11 protein-coding genes are annotated in these 16450 nt (G+C 61.2%); 3 read left to right on the forward strand and 8 right to left on the reverse strand.

The features are described 5' to 3' along the window. Positions 1 to 215 precede the first annotated feature (215 nt). The 3 genes from RHE_RS15100 to dnaG form a co-directional block, all read right to left on the reverse strand. On the reverse strand, positions 216 to 1403 hold the full coding sequence (locus RHE_RS15100) for a glycine C-acetyltransferase (protein WP_011426195.1): 1188 nt from the start codon (positions 1401 to 1403) through the stop codon (positions 216 to 218). A gap of 90 nt (positions 1404 to 1493) precedes the next feature. After that, positions 1494 to 3362: a DNA helicase RecQ gene (gene recQ, locus RHE_RS15105; RefSeq protein WP_011426196.1), complete on the reverse strand. Its 1869-nt coding sequence runs from the start codon at positions 3360 to 3362 to the stop codon at positions 1494 to 1496. Further along, positions 3362 to 5359, reverse strand: a complete 1998-nt coding sequence (dnaG, locus tag RHE_RS15110; RefSeq protein WP_011426197.1) for a DNA primase — start codon at positions 5357 to 5359, stop codon at positions 3362 to 3364. Before dnaG ends, recQ begins: the two co-directional genes overlap by 1 nt. Before the next feature lie 665 nt (positions 5360 to 6024). Here dnaG and RHE_RS15115 point away from each other — a divergent pair. Beyond that, complete coding sequence (locus RHE_RS15115; protein ID WP_011426198.1) at positions 6025 to 6915, forward strand: hypothetical protein; 891 nt, start codon at positions 6025 to 6027, stop codon at positions 6913 to 6915. A gap of 3 nt (positions 6916 to 6918) precedes the next feature. Here RHE_RS15115 and RHE_RS15120 read toward each other — a convergent pair whose 3' ends face one another. Continuing rightward, entirely contained in the window at positions 6919 to 7374 is a 456-nt protein-coding gene (locus RHE_RS15120; RefSeq protein ID WP_011426199.1) for a GatB/YqeY domain-containing protein, read from the reverse strand. A 268-nt stretch (positions 7375 to 7642) separates the two neighbouring features. Here RHE_RS15120 and carA point away from each other — a divergent pair, with 268 nt between their 5' ends. Continuing rightward, positions 7643 to 8848 carry a glutamine-hydrolyzing carbamoyl-phosphate synthase small subunit gene (carA, locus tag RHE_RS15125; protein WP_011426200.1) on the forward strand — a complete coding sequence of 402 codons (1206 nt, stop codon included), beginning with the start codon at positions 7643 to 7645 and terminating at the stop codon, positions 8846 to 8848. 175 nt (positions 8849 to 9023) lie between these two features. On the opposite strand, the gene RHE_RS15130 is transcribed toward carA, so the two are convergent. The 3 genes from RHE_RS15130 to RHE_RS15140 all read right to left on the reverse strand — a co-directional run bounded on the left by RHE_RS15130 (position 9024) and on the right by RHE_RS15140 (position 14152). Then, complete coding sequence (locus RHE_RS15130; protein ID WP_011426201.1) at positions 9024 to 10133, reverse strand: sulfite oxidase; 1110 nt, start codon at positions 10131 to 10133, stop codon at positions 9024 to 9026. A 369-nt stretch (positions 10134 to 10502) separates the two neighbouring features. After that, the gene (locus RHE_RS15135; RefSeq protein WP_011426202.1) at positions 10503 to 12971 is read right to left on the reverse strand and encodes an adenylate/guanylate cyclase domain-containing protein; all 2469 of its coding nucleotides are present in this window, start codon (positions 12969 to 12971) and stop codon (positions 10503 to 10505) included. An 83-nt stretch (positions 12972 to 13054) separates the two neighbouring features. Next, positions 13055 to 14152: a branched-chain amino acid ABC transporter substrate-binding protein gene (locus tag RHE_RS15140; RefSeq protein WP_011426203.1), complete on the reverse strand. Its 1098-nt coding sequence runs from the start codon at positions 14150 to 14152 to the stop codon at positions 13055 to 13057. 462 nt (positions 14153 to 14614) lie between these two features. Here RHE_RS15140 and RHE_RS15145 point away from each other — a divergent pair, with 462 nt between their 5' ends. Further along, on the forward strand, positions 14615 to 14935 hold the full coding sequence (locus tag RHE_RS15145) for an antibiotic biosynthesis monooxygenase family protein (protein WP_011426204.1): 321 nt from the start codon (positions 14615 to 14617) through the stop codon (positions 14933 to 14935). A gap of 15 nt (positions 14936 to 14950) precedes the next feature. On the opposite strand, the gene RHE_RS15150 is transcribed toward RHE_RS15145, so the two are convergent. After that, positions 14951 to 16354, reverse strand: a complete 1404-nt coding sequence (locus RHE_RS15150; protein ID WP_011426205.1) for an MATE family efflux transporter — start codon at positions 16352 to 16354, stop codon at positions 14951 to 14953. Between the last annotated feature and the right edge of the window lie 96 nt (positions 16355 to 16450).

Consider the following 16450-nt stretch of genomic DNA (forward strand, 5'->3'; position numbering starts at 1 on the left):
CAATATCCCGCCCTTGTTCTGGTGCCGGACCTTGCGACTCCCTCTTCTCCCCAACGGGGAGAAGGTGCCCGTAGGGCGGATGAGGGGGCCACACGGCACGCCATAGAGACCTTATTGTTTCTCGCTTACGCTGGAAACGTCGCTTTTCTCCGCCCCCTCATCCGACCCTTCGGGCCACCTTCTCCCCGCTGGGGAGAAGGTGGAGCAAGCCTCGCTCAAATCACACCCAGCTCCCGCCCAGCTTCCGCAAAAGCGGCAATCGCCCGCTCCACATCGGCCCTGGAATGCGCCGCCGACATTTGCGTGCGGATACGGGCCTGGCCTTTCGGAACCACGGGGAAGGAGAACCCGATCACATAGATGCCCTTCTTCAGCATCAGGCCCGCCATATCCTGGGCAAGCTTGGCGTCGCCGAGCATGACCGGGATAATAGGATGGCCTTCGCCGGCGAGCGTGAAGCCGAGCTTGGTCATCTCGGTGCGGAAGAGATCGGCATTGTCGGAAAGACTCTTGCGCACGGCATCGCCGTTTTCGATCAGGTCGAAGACCTTAAGCGAAGCGGCGGCAATAACCGGCGCCAGCGTATTCGAGAACAGATAGGGCCGCGAGCGCTGCCGCAGCCATTCGACGACCTCGGCCTTCGCCGAGGTATAGCCGCCCGAGGCCCCGCCGAGCGCCTTGCCGAGCGTGCCGGTGATGATGTCGATCCGGCCCTCGACACCGCAATGTTCGGCCGAGCCGCGGCCATTCCTGCCGACGAAGCCAACCGCATGGCTATCATCGACCATGACCATGGCGCCATATTTCTCGGCGAGATCGCAGACCCCGCCCAAATTGGCGATGATGCCATCCATCGAGAAGACGCCGTCGGTGGCGATCAGCTTGAAGCGGCTGCCTTCGGCCTTCTTCAGTTCCTCTTCGAGTGCCGCCATGTCGTTGTTGGCGTAGCGGAAGCGCTTGGCCTTCGACAGCCTGACGCCGTCGATGATCGAGGCATGGTTCAGCGCGTCGGAAATGATCGCATCCTCTTCGCTGAGCAGCGTCTCGAACAGGCCGCCATTGGCATCGAAGCAGGAAGAATAGAGGATCGTGTCCTCCATGCCGAGAAAGGCAGAAATGCGGGCTTCGAGCTGCTTATGCTCTTCCTGTGTGCCGCAGATGAAGCGCACCGAGGCCATGCCGTAACCATAGCGGTCGAGCGCCTGCTTGCCGGCCCCGGCCAGTTCCTCGTTGTCGGCAAGGCCGAGATAGTTGTTGGCGCAGAAATTCAGCACCCGCTCGCCGGTGGAAATCGCAATCTCGCCCGCCTGCTTGGAACTGATAACCCGCTCTGACTTGTAGAGGCCGGCATCCCTGAGGGCCGAAATCTCGGCCCGGAGATGGGAAAGAAATGGCGAGGTCATGGGCGGCCCTTCCTGACGTTTTTTATATCAATCGGGTTAGCATATCGCTGCTTGCTTGTCTTCTCGCTGCACCAAAATCAGCGGGCCCGTTCAATCCTTGTCGTGCGAGAGAATGATCTCCAGGAAAGCGTCACCATAGCGGTCGAGCTTTGCCTGTCCGACTCCAGAAATGCCGAGCAGTTCCTTGCGGCTTCGCGGCCGTTCCGTCGCGAATGCAATCAGCGTCGTGTCGGGAAAGACAACATAGGGCGGCACGCCGAGCGATTTGGCGATCGCCATGCGCTCGGCCCGCAACGCCTCGAACAGGCTGCCGTCAGCGCCCGACAGGGCCGATTTGCGCTCACTGCGCTCGGCCTTCTTCGTGCGCGGTTCCGAGGCCGGCCTGTCCTTGCGGAAGAAAACCTGCCGTTCAGACTTGAAGACGGCGCGCGCCTCCGGCTCCAGCTTCAGCGCCCCATAGGCCTCATGATCGATACGGATCAGCCCCATGGCGAGCAGCTGGCGGTAGACCGATTGCCATGTGCGCGCAGGAATGTCCTTGCCGGCGCCAAAGACCGGCATATTCACATGGCCGAAACGCTCGGTCTTTTCGTTGATGTTTCCGACCAGCACGTCGATGACATGACCGGCGCCGAACCGCTCGCCGGTGCGGTAGACGGCAGCGAGCGCCTTGATCGCCGCTTCCGTGCCTTCCCAGGTCTCGACCGGCTTCAGGCAGGTGTCGCAATTACCGCATTGGCCGGCATGCGCCTCGCCGAAATGGGCAAGGATCGCCTGCCGGCGGCAGGAGGCGGTTTCGCAGATCGCCAGCAAGGCGTTCAGCTTGGCGCGCTCGACCCGCTTGATTTCGTCTGCGGCGTTGCCCTCATCGATCATGCGGCGGCGCTGGATGACGTCGGCCATGCCATAGGCCATCCAGACCTCGGACGGCAGCCCGTCTCGGCCGGCGCGCCCGGTTTCCTGATAGTAGGCCTCCACCGAACCCGGCAGGTCGAGATGGGCGACATAGCGCACATTCGGCTTGTCGATGCCCATGCCGAAGGCGACGGTCGCGACCAGGCAGAGATTCTCTTCTTTCAGGAAAGCATCCTGATTGCTGTCGCGCAGTGCCCGGTCCATGCCGGCATGATAGGGCAGCGCGCGGATGCCCTGCCCGTTCAGCCAATCGGCAGTATCCTCGACCTTGGCGCGCGACAGACAATAGACGATGCCGCTGTTGCCCTTATGGCCGGAGAGGAAGCGCAGAAGCTGCTGGCGCGGCTGGTCGCGCTCGACGATTTCATAGGCAATATTCGGCCTGTCGAAGCTGGTGGTGAAGATTTCGGCATTGCCGAGTCCCAGCCGCTCGATGATATCGTCACGCGTATGCGGGTCGGCCGTTGCCGTCAGCGCCACGCGAGGCACGCCCGGATACTGTTCGCCGAGCCGGCCGAGCTCGCGATATTCCGGGCGGAAATCATGGCCCCATTGCGAGACGCAGTGGGCCTCGTCGATCGCAAACAGCGCGATCTTCTCACTGGCGATCAGCTCGCGGAAAGCGTCCGTCAGGATGCGCTCGGGCGTCACGTAGAGAAGATCGAGCTTTCCCGCCGAAAGCGCCCGGCGGACCTGGACGAACTCCTCGCGCGACAGCGACGAATTCAGCGCCGCAGCGCGAATGCCGAGCTGCTTCATCGCCTCCACCTGATCGCGCATCAACGCAATCAGCGGCGAGACGACGATGCCGACGCCGTCGCGGCAAAGCGCCGGGATCTGGAAGCACAGCGATTTGCCCGCGCCTGTCGGAAAAAGCACCAGGGCATCGCCGCCGGAAACAATATGCTCCACCACCTTCTGCTGTTTGCCGCGGAAGGAGGAATAACCATAGACCTGTTTCAAGACGTCGAGCGGCGAACGGCCGGCGGAAAACAGCGCATCGGAAGCGGAAAAACCTGGTGCATTGCGTTCGCTGAGCGGCATCAGTGGTTCGCCGCCCCTTTGACACGGCCGGAAAGTACGCCGAAGCCGTCGATAATCGCCTCCTGGTTCTCGAGGCGTACGCCTTCGAGATGCACTTCCTGCTGCGCCCGTATCAGCTGAACGATCGCCTCGCCGTCGCCGGCTTCGGTCGCCAGCGCAATCTCGCGTTCGAGTTCCATCTTCTGCCGGCGCAATGCCTTTGCCCGTTTGTGGAAGGCGAGCGCCTGACGATAGCCCTCACGGGCATCCTCCATCGCCGCCTCCTCGGTCGCCGTCCAGAGCCTCGCATTGCGCACCTGCTGGTCGAGACTCTTGATGAGCGGACCGAAGCCTTCGAATTCCAGCCGCTCAGTCAGATATTCGCGCGTCAGATGCGGCCCGGCGACGGCAGCGGCTGCGCCGAGCATCGCCGACCAGAGCCGCTGCAGCTCGCGGCTGTCATATTCGATCGCGGCGATTTCATCATAATCGTCGATCATCAGGGCCGGATGATTGACGATGGTGAGCGCCAGCACGCTTTCGCGCAGCGCCGTATTGTCCCGGTGTCCGCGCACGGGGCCTGAGCGGGCGAGCCGGTCGGAAATCAGGCTGGGGCTTTTCGGTCCTGCCTTGGCCGCATTGTCGCGGCCGTTCCGGGGGCTGCCGCTGAAACCGCGCCGCTCGCCACTGTTGCGGTTCTGGAACTGCGGCTGGAAGAAGGCGTTCAGCCGGTCGCGAATATCCTGCTGGTAATGACGGCGCACATTCTCGTCCCCGATGACGGCGACGAGCTGCTTCAGCCGCGCTTCGAGCTCAGCGCGAGCCTCGGGCGTGTCGAACTTGCCGGTGTTGATTTCCCGGCTCCATAGCATCTCCGAAAGCGGCTTTGCCTGGCTCATCACCTTGTCGAAGGGCGCGCGGCCCTCGTCGCGCACGAGATCATCCGGGTCCTTGCCATCCGGCAGAAGCGCGAAGCGGACGGAGCGGCCGGGCTTCAGATGCGGCAGCGCCAGCTCGGCGGCGCGATTGGCGGCGCGAATGCCGGCGCCGTCGCCATCGAAGCAGAGCACCGGCTGCGGCACCATCTTCCAGAGCAGCTCGAGCTGGTTTTCGGTGAGCGCCGTGCCAAGCGGCGCAACGGCGTTTTCGATGCCCGCCTGATAGAGCGCGATCACGTCCATGTAGCCTTCGACGGCGATAATGGTGCCGCTCGCATTGTCATCCTGATCGCCGCGCCCAGGCCCCTGTATGGCGCGGCGCGCGCGGGCGAAATTGTAAAGGACATTACCCTTGTGGAAGAGCTCAGTCTCGTTGGAGTTCAGATATTTCGCCGGCGCATCTGATGACATGGCGCGGCCGCCGAAGGCGATCACCTTTTCCCGGGACGAAAGGATCGGGAACATGATTCGGTCGCGGAAACGGTCGTAGGAGACCGGTACGTTTTCATGAACGACAAGGCCGCAGGCCTCGATCTGCTCCTTGGAGACGCCCTTGCCCGCGAGGAATTCCTTCAGCGCATTGCGGCTGTCAGGCGCATAACCGAGGCGGAAGGTCTCGATGGTGCGCCCCGTCAGCCCACGGTCGCGCAGATAGGCACGCGCCTTTGCTCCATTTGCCGTCTGCAGCTGGTCCTGGAAGAAGCTGGTGGCCATTTCCATGACGTCGATCAGCGAGCCGCGCTCCTTCTCGCGTTTCTCCATCACGGGATCGGCAAGCGGCATCGGCACGCCCGCCATATCGGCGATCTGCTGCACCGCCTCGGGAAAACTCAAGCCCTCCAGCTCGGTCAGGAAGCGGAAGTGGTCGCCGGTGACGCCGCAGCCGAAGCAGTGATACCGACCCTTTCGGTCCTCGCAGTGGAAGCTCGGCGATTTCTCGCCATGGAACGGGCAGCAGGCCCAGTAGTCGCCACGCGAGACATTGGTCTTGCGCTTGTCCCAGCTGACGCGGCGCGCGATCACGTTCGAAATCGGAACGCGGTCGCGGATCTCATCGAGAAAGGTGTTGGAAAAGCGCATTTATCCCTCTTGGCCAAGCTCCATATAAGCTGCTTTGCCGCACCATGCCACGAAACTCGTCAGCAAAACCCGCTATTCACAGGCAAGTGCACCCAATGTCGACGGCGTCGGTTATCCAATCAACAACGCGTGAGCACCCCCTGCGACAAGGGTGCGACACTATCGTCGCCGAACGGCCTAGGGTCGGCCGCCGCAAGAGTTGCGACATAAGTGCTGGCGAAACACGAAATCAAATAGAACGTTAAAAAACAGCCGTTTATCGGCGCGTTGGATCGCGCGTCGTGATCCTCGCGGCGCCTGCCGAACCTTCGCCTCGAAGCGCTCAAAGCGCCGTTTCCGGCAATCATTATTTTTTTGTAATTTGAACAAACAGCCGCACCGCCATAGGTTCGATCTCAACAAAGCGATCCCCGAGCGAAGCACCATCCCTACCCCCGGCGCCGCTTCGCAAGGGTGCCTTTGCAAATACCCTCCGGCTTGGGCCTCAGCCTGCGTTGCCGGCGGAAGCAAAGAGCAAGAAGGCAGGAGCGCCCCCAGCTCCTGCCTTCTTAAATTTTTGGGCTCTGTTGCCGACTCTCCCTTTAAAATTAACCGCTTATCGACAAAATCGTTGACAGACGGCGCGTGCATGAAAGATGTATGCGCCGAACTTCTGGACCTTCCCAATGGCTTTCACCGCGGAAAATCTTGCAGCAGACGATCGCTTTCTCGCTGCGATCCTACATTGCGCCAATCAACTGCTTGCGATCTATCGCGAGAGCCCGCGCATCGCATCGATTTTCGCCGCGCAGCAGCGCTGGCTGTTGGCCCATGCCGGCTTCGCACTTCATTACGGTCATCCCGATGACGGCCAGAGCGGTGGCCTCTATTCCGGCCGCTTTGTCGATTTCGCAGTCAAGAACGACATCGCCAGCCGCAACACGGTCGCGGCCTTCATGCAGGAAATGCTGGCCTATCGTTTCCTGCGTGTGGTGCCCGGACCTGACAAGCGCACACGCTATCTGGAACCGACCGAAATTGCCGAACAGCATTTCACCCGATGGCTCGTCACCCATATGATGATCCTCGACAGCCTCGACGGCGGCGAACGCGCCGACCAGATCACCGCCGCCTCCTCCGCAACAATGGCTGCGATTCAGCCGCGGATCGCAAGGGCGATCATCGGCAGTGAGTCCGTGCGCAATCCTGGCCCTACCTTCAACCTCTTCAACTGGGCGAATTCCGGCGGACTGGTGATGGATTACCTGATCTCCCGCCTTCCGCAATTTCCTCGGGCGGCCGAGCGCGTCGTTATCGGTCCCCTGTCGCTGCGGGAGCTCCGCGAACAATTCATGATTTCCAATACCCACCTGAAGCGGCTTCTGACCCAAGCCGCGACCATGGAAAGTGTCGGCTGGACAGAACCTTCGCGCAAGGGCGACTTCTGGCTGTCCCGCCGCTTCATCCTCGAATATTGGAACTATCAGGCAGCGAAGTTTGCCATCGTCGATGCCGCTGCCGAGGCCGTGCTCGGACCTGCGGTCCGTGAAGAGCCGCAGGCGAGACGGGCCATCTGAGGCTTATCCGTTCAAAAGCTCCTTGACGGTTGCCGACGCTTTGGCGAAATCCATCTGGCCGGCATAACGCTCCTTGAGCGCCGCCATCACTTTGCCCATGTCCTTGACGCCGGCAGCACCCGTCTCGGTGATGATCGCCGAGATATTGGCGCGCACTTCGCCGTCGGAAAGCTGCTTCGGCATGAAGTCCTGAATGACGGCGATTTCCGCACGCTCCTTGGCAGCGAGCTCCGGTCGGGAATTCTCCTCATAGATCTTTGCCGATTCGTCGCGCTGCTTCACCATCTTGGCGAGGATCTGCAGGATCTCGTCGTCGCTCGCCTGCTCCTTGCCGGTACCGCGATTGGCAATGTCGCGGTCCTTGATCGCCGCCTGAATCAGCCGAACGGTCGACAGCCGCTCCGTATCCTTGGCCTTCATCGCCTCTTTCAGCTGGGTGGCGAGTTGATCGCGCAGCATGTCTTCACTCCTTTTTGATGCCGTTTCATAAACCACGCCTATGCGGTGGATCAAATAAATTGCGCGATCGTCGCGATAAAGCGCAGGAAAACGGCCGCAATTCCGGCTACAAAGATTGACGCTAAGCGATTGCGTGGCTATTTACCGCCACCTGCACCAAAATTCGTGATCAGGCCTGAAGCGCGCGGCATTGCCGTGCCCACACGTCTGCGAGATCAAATGGCGACGAGCGCGGCTAAGCGCATCGGCCGCCGGAAACGGGATGAAGATGACCGCAACAGCACCCTGGACAACCGAAAAGCCGACCGCCCTGCTCGTTCTTGCCGACGGCACGGTGATCGAAGGCAGGGGCATCGGCGCCACCGGCAAGGTCCAGGCCGAAGTCGTCTTCAACACGGCGCTGACCGGCTACGAAGAGATCATGACCGACCCCTCCTATCTCGGCCAGATCGTCACCTTCACCTTTCCCCACATCGGCAATATCGGCACCAACGACGAGGATATCGAGGACCTGACGCCTGCCGCCCGCCACGGCGCGGTCGGCGTCATCTTCAAGGCCGACATCACCGACCCGTCGAACTACCGCGCCGCCAAACATCTCGACCAGTGGCTGAAAGCACGCGGCATCGTCGGTCTCTGCGGCATCGACACCCGCGCCCTGACCGCCTGGATCCGCGAGAACGGCGCTCCCAACGCAGTGATTGCCCACGATCCCAACGGCCTCTTCGACATCGAGGCGCTGAAGGCCGAAGCCAAGGCTTGGAGCGGCCTGGAAGGTCTCGATCTTGCCAAGATCGCCTCCTCCGGCCAGTCCTCACAATGGGCGCAGACGCCGTGGGTCTGGAACGAAGGTTACGGCGAACTCGGCGCGGCGGATGCGAAATATCACGTCGTCTGCCTTGATTACGGCGTCAAGCGCAACATTCTGCGCCTGTTTGCGGGCCTCGACTGCAAGGTGACCGTCGTGCCGGCAACAACGAGCGCCGAAGACGTGCTCGCCTTGCAGCCGGATGGTATTTTCCTGTCGAACGGTCCCGGCGATCCAGCGGCAACCGGCGAATATGCCGTGCCTGTGATCAAGACGCTTGTTAAGACCGATATCCCGGTCTTCGGCATCTGCCTCGGCCACCAGATGCTCGGCCTTGCCTTGGGCGCGAAGACCGAGAAGATGCACCAGGGCCATCACGGCGCCAATCATCCGGTCAAGGATCACACGACGGGCAAGGTCGAGATCGTCTCGATGAACCACGGCTTCGCGGTCGACTCGAAGTCGCTGCCCGACGGCGTTGAAGAGACTCATATTTCCCTTTTCGACGGCACCAATTGCGGCCTGCGCGTTCTCGGCAAGCAGGTCTTCTCCGTCCAGCATCATCCGGAAGCCTCCCCCGGCCCGCAGGACAGCCACTATCTCTTCCGCCGCTTCATCAACATGGTGCGCGAGAAGAAGGGCGAACCGGCGCTCGCCGAACGCTGATTTCAAGAACTGCCGATTTCCAAAGGGCCGCTAAACCGGCGCCACCAACGTGATGTGGAATCTCTTGAATCTTGAAGAGGAAGGACCGCTATCGGCCCGAAGCGGTCCTTTTTTGGTATAGAAGAAGAAGGCTGCTTTGCGCCCTCAGAGCCGCCATTCCGCCCCATGCGGGTGATTAGATCACGAATTCCTCCTCGTACATCTGTGGCTCAGGAATGACCGTAACCTCCACCGCAACGATCCAATTTGCCGCGTAGCTCTCGCAGTCGGAATGCGGGTGGTCGGGCTGCACGCACCCCGCAGCATCGATCGCCCGACATCGCAGTATATATTGCCCCACTTCTTTAGGGGTCCACATGTACTCCCACAAGCGCCATGCAAAGGGACGTTCTGTTTCGAGGAGCCTTCCCTCGCGCCAGCCCCTGCCATCTCCGGTGCAGACCTGCACCTGCCGGATAACAGCCTCTCCGCCCCAGGCGGCTCCGAAAATCCGATACGGTTGGCCGGCGATGAGACGCGCCCCCTGCACGGGACGCGCGATCTGCGCTTTGACCTCCATCTCCGCAAGGGGGACCAGCCTGGGTTCCCCGAGGCTGCGCTCCCAACGGAAATAGTCGCGCGCCTGCCAGTAGCCAAGGAAGGGTTGCTCCACAACCGTGATATGCGTGATCCACTTGACCCAAGCCATGCCGAACCACCCACCCACGACCGCGCGTACAGGGTAGCCGTGATCGCGCGTCAACGGCTCCTCGTTCATCGAATAGGCGAGGATCGTGCTATCAGCGATGGCCTTCTCAAGCGGTAAACTGCGCGCAAAAGCGATGGGGCCTGGAGAAGCCGTTTTCTTGTTCGTGTCGACGACCCCGCTGTCTGCGCCTACGAGCAGAACCTCACGTGCGGTTGGCTTAACGCCCGCCATTTCTAAAATCTCGCGCAGAGGAACACCTGTCCACGCGGCATTGCCGACAGCTCCGTTCTGCCACTGCAACCCCTCCTTCGGCGGCACATAGTAGACGCGCCCGTTCCCTGCGCACTCGACGACGGCAGTGAAAGTCGTGCTCCGCATCGCCTTGATGCTGTCGAGGTCAAGATCGATCGGCCGCTCCACCGCTCCGCCCACGCGCAATCTCCAGTCTCGCGCATCAAGGTCCGGCGACGGGAAATGGTTTCGCACGAAGAACAGCTCGGTTGGGATCAGCCAATCGGAGAGCGACGCAAACGGAAACTCGATGTTTGGTGGGGATTTCTGTCGAACTATTAGACTGGGTTGCTCTGGTGTCGGCATCGTCCTCGTCTCCCCTTTCAAGAGCACAACGTTGGCACTCGGTCGCGCGAATTCCCGTTTGATCAAACCGCCCCTCGCAATGCGTCTGTCGCGTTCCGTCTTCGGGCCGCAGTCTAGCACATACCGCACGTTCCTCGGATCGACCTCGAACGGCAGCAAAGGGTCCGAATGCTGCTATGGGCCTCATGTCTCTTTCGCGCCCGCATAATGTTTCATCGAGCCAGCGGTCGCGGTTGCTGCAAAGCGGACATAGTGCAGCCATTTCATGGGCCTAGCCAGCGTTGCAGGAAGGTCGAATTACGACGCTGGCCCGAGGGCCGGTCTACGAGGTTGGTGCCTGTAGAGGCGATAACCCGCGTGAACGTGAGCCTACGACCCAGGCTTGTGACAAAGTCGATCGAGCGTGTCTCGAAGTGCGGCGGCGGCCTGATCGCGCTCATCGGTAGACATAAGCTCGGGCTCAGCTTCCAATCTCAGGTGCGGCAGTTCGGTCCGGACAGTATGACAGCTGCGGACCAGATTTTCCTTCAGATCGACCACGCGATAGGTGGCGACCGGATAGGCTAGTCCCTTTACGTGGACATGCCCCAGTTCCTCACACTCGATCGTGTCCTTCACTTGGGCAAACGTCTCATAAGAAATGAGCACGGTGCCCGGCGACGCTTCCTGCTCAAGGCGCGAGGCGAGATTCACGGCGCCGCCGATTATCGTGTAATCCATCCGGTCCTCGCTGCCGAAGTTGCCCACAGTGCAGTAGTCTGTGTGAATGCCAATGCGGCAGCGCAGCGGTGTTTCAATTCCGATATCGCGCCAGATTTCCCCAAGCTCGCTCATCCGCTTTTGCATGGCGAGAGCCATCTGCACGCAGGCGAGCGCGTCATCCTTGACGCCGCGGGTTTCCGGATCGCCGAAAAACATCAGGATGGCGTCTCCGACATACTTGTCGATCGTCGCGCCGTGATCTGAAGCAATCTTCGACATTTCCGTCAGATAGTGATTGAGGAGCTGTGTGAGATCCTCGGATTCCATTTTGTCTGTGGTTTCGGTAAAGCCGGCAATATCGGAGAAGCATATCGTCAGCTTCTTCCGCTGGCTGGCGATCCTGACGTCCTGGCGGCCGGTGAATATGGAGTTATACACCTGCGGTGCCAGGTATTTCGCCAGCTTGCTGGAAAGCGCTTCGAGAGCTGCGGATTTCTCGGCAAGGTTTTCCTCCCGTTGCTTCAGCTCGGTGATGTCCGAGTAGACGGCCACCGTGCCGCCAGCGGTGATCCGCCGCTCGCTAATCATGATCCATCGCCCATCGCGACGCCGCTGCACCCACGTTTCACCAGGGTTGCGATGCCGCGAAAGCCGCTCGGCAACCCACTCCTCGACTCGCCCCTCAGCATCGTTGATGTAGCCGCCCTCAGCGGACCGGCGAACAATCTGCTCGAATGTCGTGCCGGATGTCATTTCTTCCAGGCCGGCATACAACAGCTCGCGGTAGCGGCTATTGCTCAGCACGAGCCTGTCCTCGCCATCGTACAGAGCGAATCCTTCGGAGATGCTCTCGATGGCATCCACAAGCCGCTGGCGCGCTTCCGCAACCTCACGCAGGCTGTTTTCCTCCACCTCGACAGCAGTGTCCCGGAACAGCCTGAGCGCCCCGGCCATGCGGCCGATTTCGTCGCGGCCGCCAGCGGGAATTTGTGCATTCAGATTGCCGCCCGCGATTGCCAGCATGCTTTGGCTTACCTCTCCCAGACGGGCGAGAAGGCTGCGGTCGACATAGAGCCAGACAACCAGAACCGAACTCAGCAGGCTTAGAAGGGCGGAACCAAGGACAATGCCGGTGCCGTAGCGCTGGACGACCGAGGCTTCGAGGGCGGACGCGGCGATCTCATCGTTTGCCTTTGCAACCAGGCCATCGACGGCCGCGGTAAGGTCGCGCGATAGCCGACTGTTTTCAGCCAGAAGCTTTTCGCCCTGTGCAAGGACAGCAAACTCGTCCTGTCGTACCTTCGGGATCCCGTTCTCACCGTCGGTCAGCGACTTCAACTCGTCCAGCCGTTGTTGGAAGCGGGTCCGCAACTTTTCGTCGATCTCGGTGGAGACCGTTTCGAGTGCGGCGAGCGACCGGCGCAGCGGAAACAGGATCAGCTTCAGATCTCCCGGCGTAGGCGCGTTAGCAGTTTTGACCAGCGCGTCGTTGACTGCCGAGATCTCCTGTTGCGCCCTCTGCTGGGGGATGTAGGCCGCGATTGCCTTGACCAGGTCGCTCGTCGCCGCAGCACGCGCGTCGGGTGGTGCGGCGGGATCAGCCACCGCTGCGCGCCACTGGGGAACCTTGGAGTTCATCACGACGATACCGGGCGCGACGAGACGCTGACTTGCATTTGTCGTGTCCGACAAGCGGCGCAGCAACTCCTCCTTGCGCTGAACCATGGTAAGGCGAACGGCCACAAGATCGTCGAGAGCATCGAGGTTTCGTCGTAGACCAATCACCGCGTCTTCGATTTCCGTCACCGCCGTCGCGCTGAATGCGGTGCCTTTGAGTGCGGCGAGCAACTCTTCGAGACGCCCCATCTCGACTCCGATCGCAGCCGAAACCTGGTTGTGCTGAACCGTGCTGGTCGCCGCCAGCACGGACGGCGCGGTGGAGGCGACCCTCTCAGCCTGGCGCGACAATTGGAGAGAGGCGAGCGCCGTCGGCACCCGTTCCTTGGTGATGCGATCGACCACGTCGCCGACCTGAAGGAAGGCATAGAGAGCTGCGGCGGTCGCGAGCACTGCGAAGGTGCTGATGCCGAAGAAGGCGAGCAACAGGCGCCCGCGTATGCCGACGCGGTCAAACATGGCGGCAACAGCAAGGTCTGGCTTGCGCAGCCAGCAAAGTCTGCACAGATTGGTCTAAAGCGATCCACCCGGCCGGCGGTTGACTATTCCAGCGGCACGTATTCGCCACCCTTCCAGACATACCATATCCAGCTTTGAACGGTGAGGTCGCCCTTGTCGTCGAAATCGACCCGGCCCATTGCCGTTTCGAATTGATTACCTTGCATTGAGGCGATCACCTCCTGCGGCCTTAGAGAACCGGCCTTCTTCACCGCCTGCGACCAGACCTGGACGGCGGAGTAACTGAGCAGTGTGTAGCCTGCGGGCTCGAAATTCTCGGCACGGAAACGCTCGACCACTTGAGCCGCCTGAGGGACGCGCCGTGGGTCCGCGCTAAACGTGAAGAGCGTACCCTCGGCGGCAGATCCGGCGATCAGTGCAAAGTCCTCGCTCGCCATGCCATCGCCTGATACGAGTTGAAGTGCGTAGGCGCGGTCTCGTGAAGCGCGAACCATAAGCGCGACCTCGGGCAGATACCCACCAACATACAACACGGCGATGCCGGCGCCCTCTAACGCCGAGATCTCGGCTGTATAGTCGTTCTTCCCGGGGGTGAAGGCTTCGTAGATCGCTTCGGTGACACCCCGCTTATTCAACTGCTTTCTGGTCTCGTCGGCGAGCCCCTTCCCATAGGTGGTGTTGTCGTGAAGGATCGCTATTTTCTTGTCACCCCAATGATCGGCCAGATAGTTGCCGGCTACCACCCCCTGCGCGTCGTCGCGACCAATGACGCGGAAAACATTTGCACGGCCTTGTTCGGTCAACAGCGGATTGGTCGAACCGGGTGAAATCTGTAGAATTCCCGCGGCCTCGTACACCTTGGATGCCGGGATCGAGGCCTGGGAACAGTAATGCCCGACGACGAGCACCACACCGTCAGCCACCAGTTTCTGGGCGGCCGCCACAGCCTGCTCGGGATCGCAAAAGTCGTCGACCGTGATGAGTTGCACCTGCTGCCCGAGCACGCCGCCAGTCGCATTGATGTCGGCCACTGCCATCTCTGTGCCGCGCTGCATCTGCTCCCCGATCCACGCGAGCGGTCCTGTGACCGGGCCTGCTGCTCCGATCAGGATCTCCGCCCGCGCCAGACTGCCAAGCGAAACGACGAGCGCGACAATAGCTGCAGTGATGCTGCTGCGCATGGTGTACCTCCTTCACAGCTTACGCCAATTTAGTCCCCGCCGACAGCCCCCGCGCAGGCGCAGATATCTCCGCCATTCTGCAGCGCACTTGCCTCTTATCTGTATGGGTTGGTCAGCAGTTAACGTTCCTGCGCGGTACCTCATTGTCTGCTTTGGGCGCCAATCCCAGCCCTTGGCGATTTATGTCCGCTTTTCGTGTCGGGCTCCCAAGCAGCGGACGGTCGGCCATCGGCCCAACGCGGTCGTCCCTTCACGTCGAGCCCACCGACTGTTGCTGGCGCACAGTTGCTATCCAGCTGTCGCAAACCACCATATTGGAAGCAATGCCGTCACTCTGGAACACGAAGGCTTCAGGAAGCGGTCGCCCCAAGTTAGTGACCGGACGTCTTAGCTTCCATATTGACCTCAACCATAGTTGAGGAATTACAAACGCTCGCGGACATCCGATGCAGGAGAAAAGGAATGAGCGGAGCTTTCTATCGTGTCGACAAGTTCGTCGTGCCGGCAGCGGCGCGCGAGGAATTTCTCGTCAAGGTGATGATGACCCACAAGCTGCTGGAAGCACAGGAAGGTTTCATCGAACACAGGGTGCTGGAGCAGGTCGCCGGTCCCGGCGAATTCAATTTCGTCACCATTGCCGAATGGGAAAATACCGTGGTCGTTGAGCGCGCGCGGGCAGCCGTGGCGGCCGCCCACAAGGCCGCCAATTTCGATCCGCAGGAGATGTTTGCCCGTCTCGGCATTCGCGCCGATATCGCCGGCTACAAACCTGTCGCCGCTTAAGGCCGGACGGCCGGCTCAGGTGCCGGCCAGCGCGCCTTCCCGGCGAAGGAGAAGATAGAAGCGAGCGCAGAGCATAACGGCGGCAGCCGCCAGTCCGACGAGGAAGCCGAACCAGATACCGATCCCACCGAAGCCGAGCGGGAAGGCAAAGGCCCAGGCGAGGAGGAAGCCGATCGGCCAATAGGCGATCAGAGCCATGACCATCGGGACACGCGCATCTTTCAGGCCGCGCAGCAAACCGTTGGCGATCACCTGCAGCCCGTCGACGAGCTGGAAAAGCCCAGCAACGACGATCAGCGGACCGGCATAGGCCAGCACTTGCGGCGCCTCCGGCGAGTTGACGTCGAGGAACCAGCTGCCGAGGAATTGCGGCATGGTGGCGAAGATCACCGATCCGACCGCCGAGATGGCGCAGGCAATGACAAGAACCATGATCGAAGCGCGCACCAGCCCATCATAATTGCCCTGCCCGTGCGCCACGCCGATGCGCACCGTCGCCGCCTGGCTGAGACCGAGAGGGATCATGAAGGCGATCGAGGCCCATTGCAGGGCGATGCCGTGCGCGGCAAGCTCGATGGTGCCGATATAACCCATCAGAAGCGACGCGACCGTAAACAGACTGACCTCAGCAAGCACGGTGACGCTGATCGGGAAACCGAGCCGGATGACCTCCAGCAGCGCGTGCCAGTCCGGCTTCCAAAACCGCACGAAGATCTCGTAGCGCCGCGTCTCTTCCCGCCGCTGGACAAAGACGAGGATGAAGAGGAAGCCTGCCGTCTGTACGACCACCGAGACGATCGCCGCACCCTCGAGCCCCATTGCCGGAAAGCCGAAATGGCCGAGCACGAGAGCGTAAGCGAACATTGCGTTCATCACCAGCGTGACGATGGTGACGTTGAGGATGATGCCCGCCTTGCCGATGGCGCTGACCAAAGCCCGCATCACGTTGAAAAGAAGGGCCGGCAGCACGCCGAATTGACCAATCAGAATATAGCCATGGGCGAGCCTGGCCACTTCCGGCTTCTGCTGTGCAAAAAGCAGGATCTGTTCCGCATTGAAAAAGGCCGGTTGTGCGATGATCCAGAATCCGATCACCACCCACAGACCCATGCGCAGCGATCGGCGCACTGAGACGACGTCGCCGCGGCCATAGGCCTGCGCCACCATCGGAATGACGGCGATGGAAAAGCCCGAGCCGAAGATCAGGATCGTGAACAGGAACTGGGCCGATAGCACCATGGCAGCCAGCTGCTCGGCGCCGAGACGTCCGATGATCATCACATCGGTGGTGTGGATGCCGAGCTGGGCAAGCTGGGCGCCGATCAGCGGAATGCCGAGCGCCAGCGTTGCACGGAAATGTGCGCCCCAACGGTTATCGTTTGTCGGCGCAAGCCTGCGCGCGTCGATCGGCGTGTCCATGACACCAGTCCTGTGATTGAAATCTGCAACGCCGCGTAATGAAGCGGCAAAATATCATTCGGACTTAGATCAAAGCCTCGCAGAGAACTACCCCAG

Source organism: Rhizobium etli CFN 42 (assembly GCF_000092045.1).
GTDB classification, from domain to species: Bacteria; Pseudomonadota; Alphaproteobacteria; order Rhizobiales; family Rhizobiaceae; genus Rhizobium; species Rhizobium etli.

Excerpts from the sequence above, each read along its gene's own strand:
- recQ (WP_011426196.1), bottom strand. The coding sequence starts at position 3,362 with ATGCCGCTCAGCGAACGCAATGCACCAGGTTTTTCCGCTTCCGATGCG.
- RHE_RS15130 (WP_011426201.1), bottom strand. The coding sequence starts at position 10,133 with ATGCCGACACCAGAGCAACCCAGTCTAATAGTTCGACAGAAATCCCCA.
- RHE_RS15150 (WP_011426205.1), bottom strand. The coding sequence starts at position 16,354 with ATGGACACGCCGATCGACGCGCGCAGGCTTGCGCCGACAAACGATAAC.
- RHE_RS15140 (WP_011426203.1), bottom strand. The coding sequence starts at position 14,152 with ATGCGCAGCAGCATCACTGCAGCTATTGTCGCGCTCGTCGTTTCGCTT.
- RHE_RS15100 (WP_011426195.1), bottom strand. The coding sequence starts at position 1,403 with ATGACCTCGCCATTTCTTTCCCATCTCCGGGCCGAGATTTCGGCCCTC.
- carA (WP_011426200.1), top strand. The coding sequence starts at position 7,643 with ATGACCGCAACAGCACCCTGGACAACCGAAAAGCCGACCGCCCTGCTC.
- RHE_RS15120 (WP_011426199.1), bottom strand. The coding sequence starts at position 7,374 with ATGCTGCGCGATCAACTCGCCACCCAGCTGAAAGAGGCGATGAAGGCC.
- RHE_RS15145 (WP_011426204.1), top strand. The coding sequence starts at position 14,615 with ATGAGCGGAGCTTTCTATCGTGTCGACAAGTTCGTCGTGCCGGCAGCG.
- RHE_RS15115 (WP_011426198.1), top strand. The coding sequence starts at position 6,025 with ATGGCTTTCACCGCGGAAAATCTTGCAGCAGACGATCGCTTTCTCGCT.
- dnaG (WP_011426197.1), bottom strand. The coding sequence starts at position 5,359 with ATGCGCTTTTCCAACACCTTTCTCGATGAGATCCGCGACCGCGTTCCG.
- RHE_RS15135 (WP_011426202.1), bottom strand. The coding sequence starts at position 12,971 with ATGTTTGACCGCGTCGGCATACGCGGGCGCCTGTTGCTCGCCTTCTTC.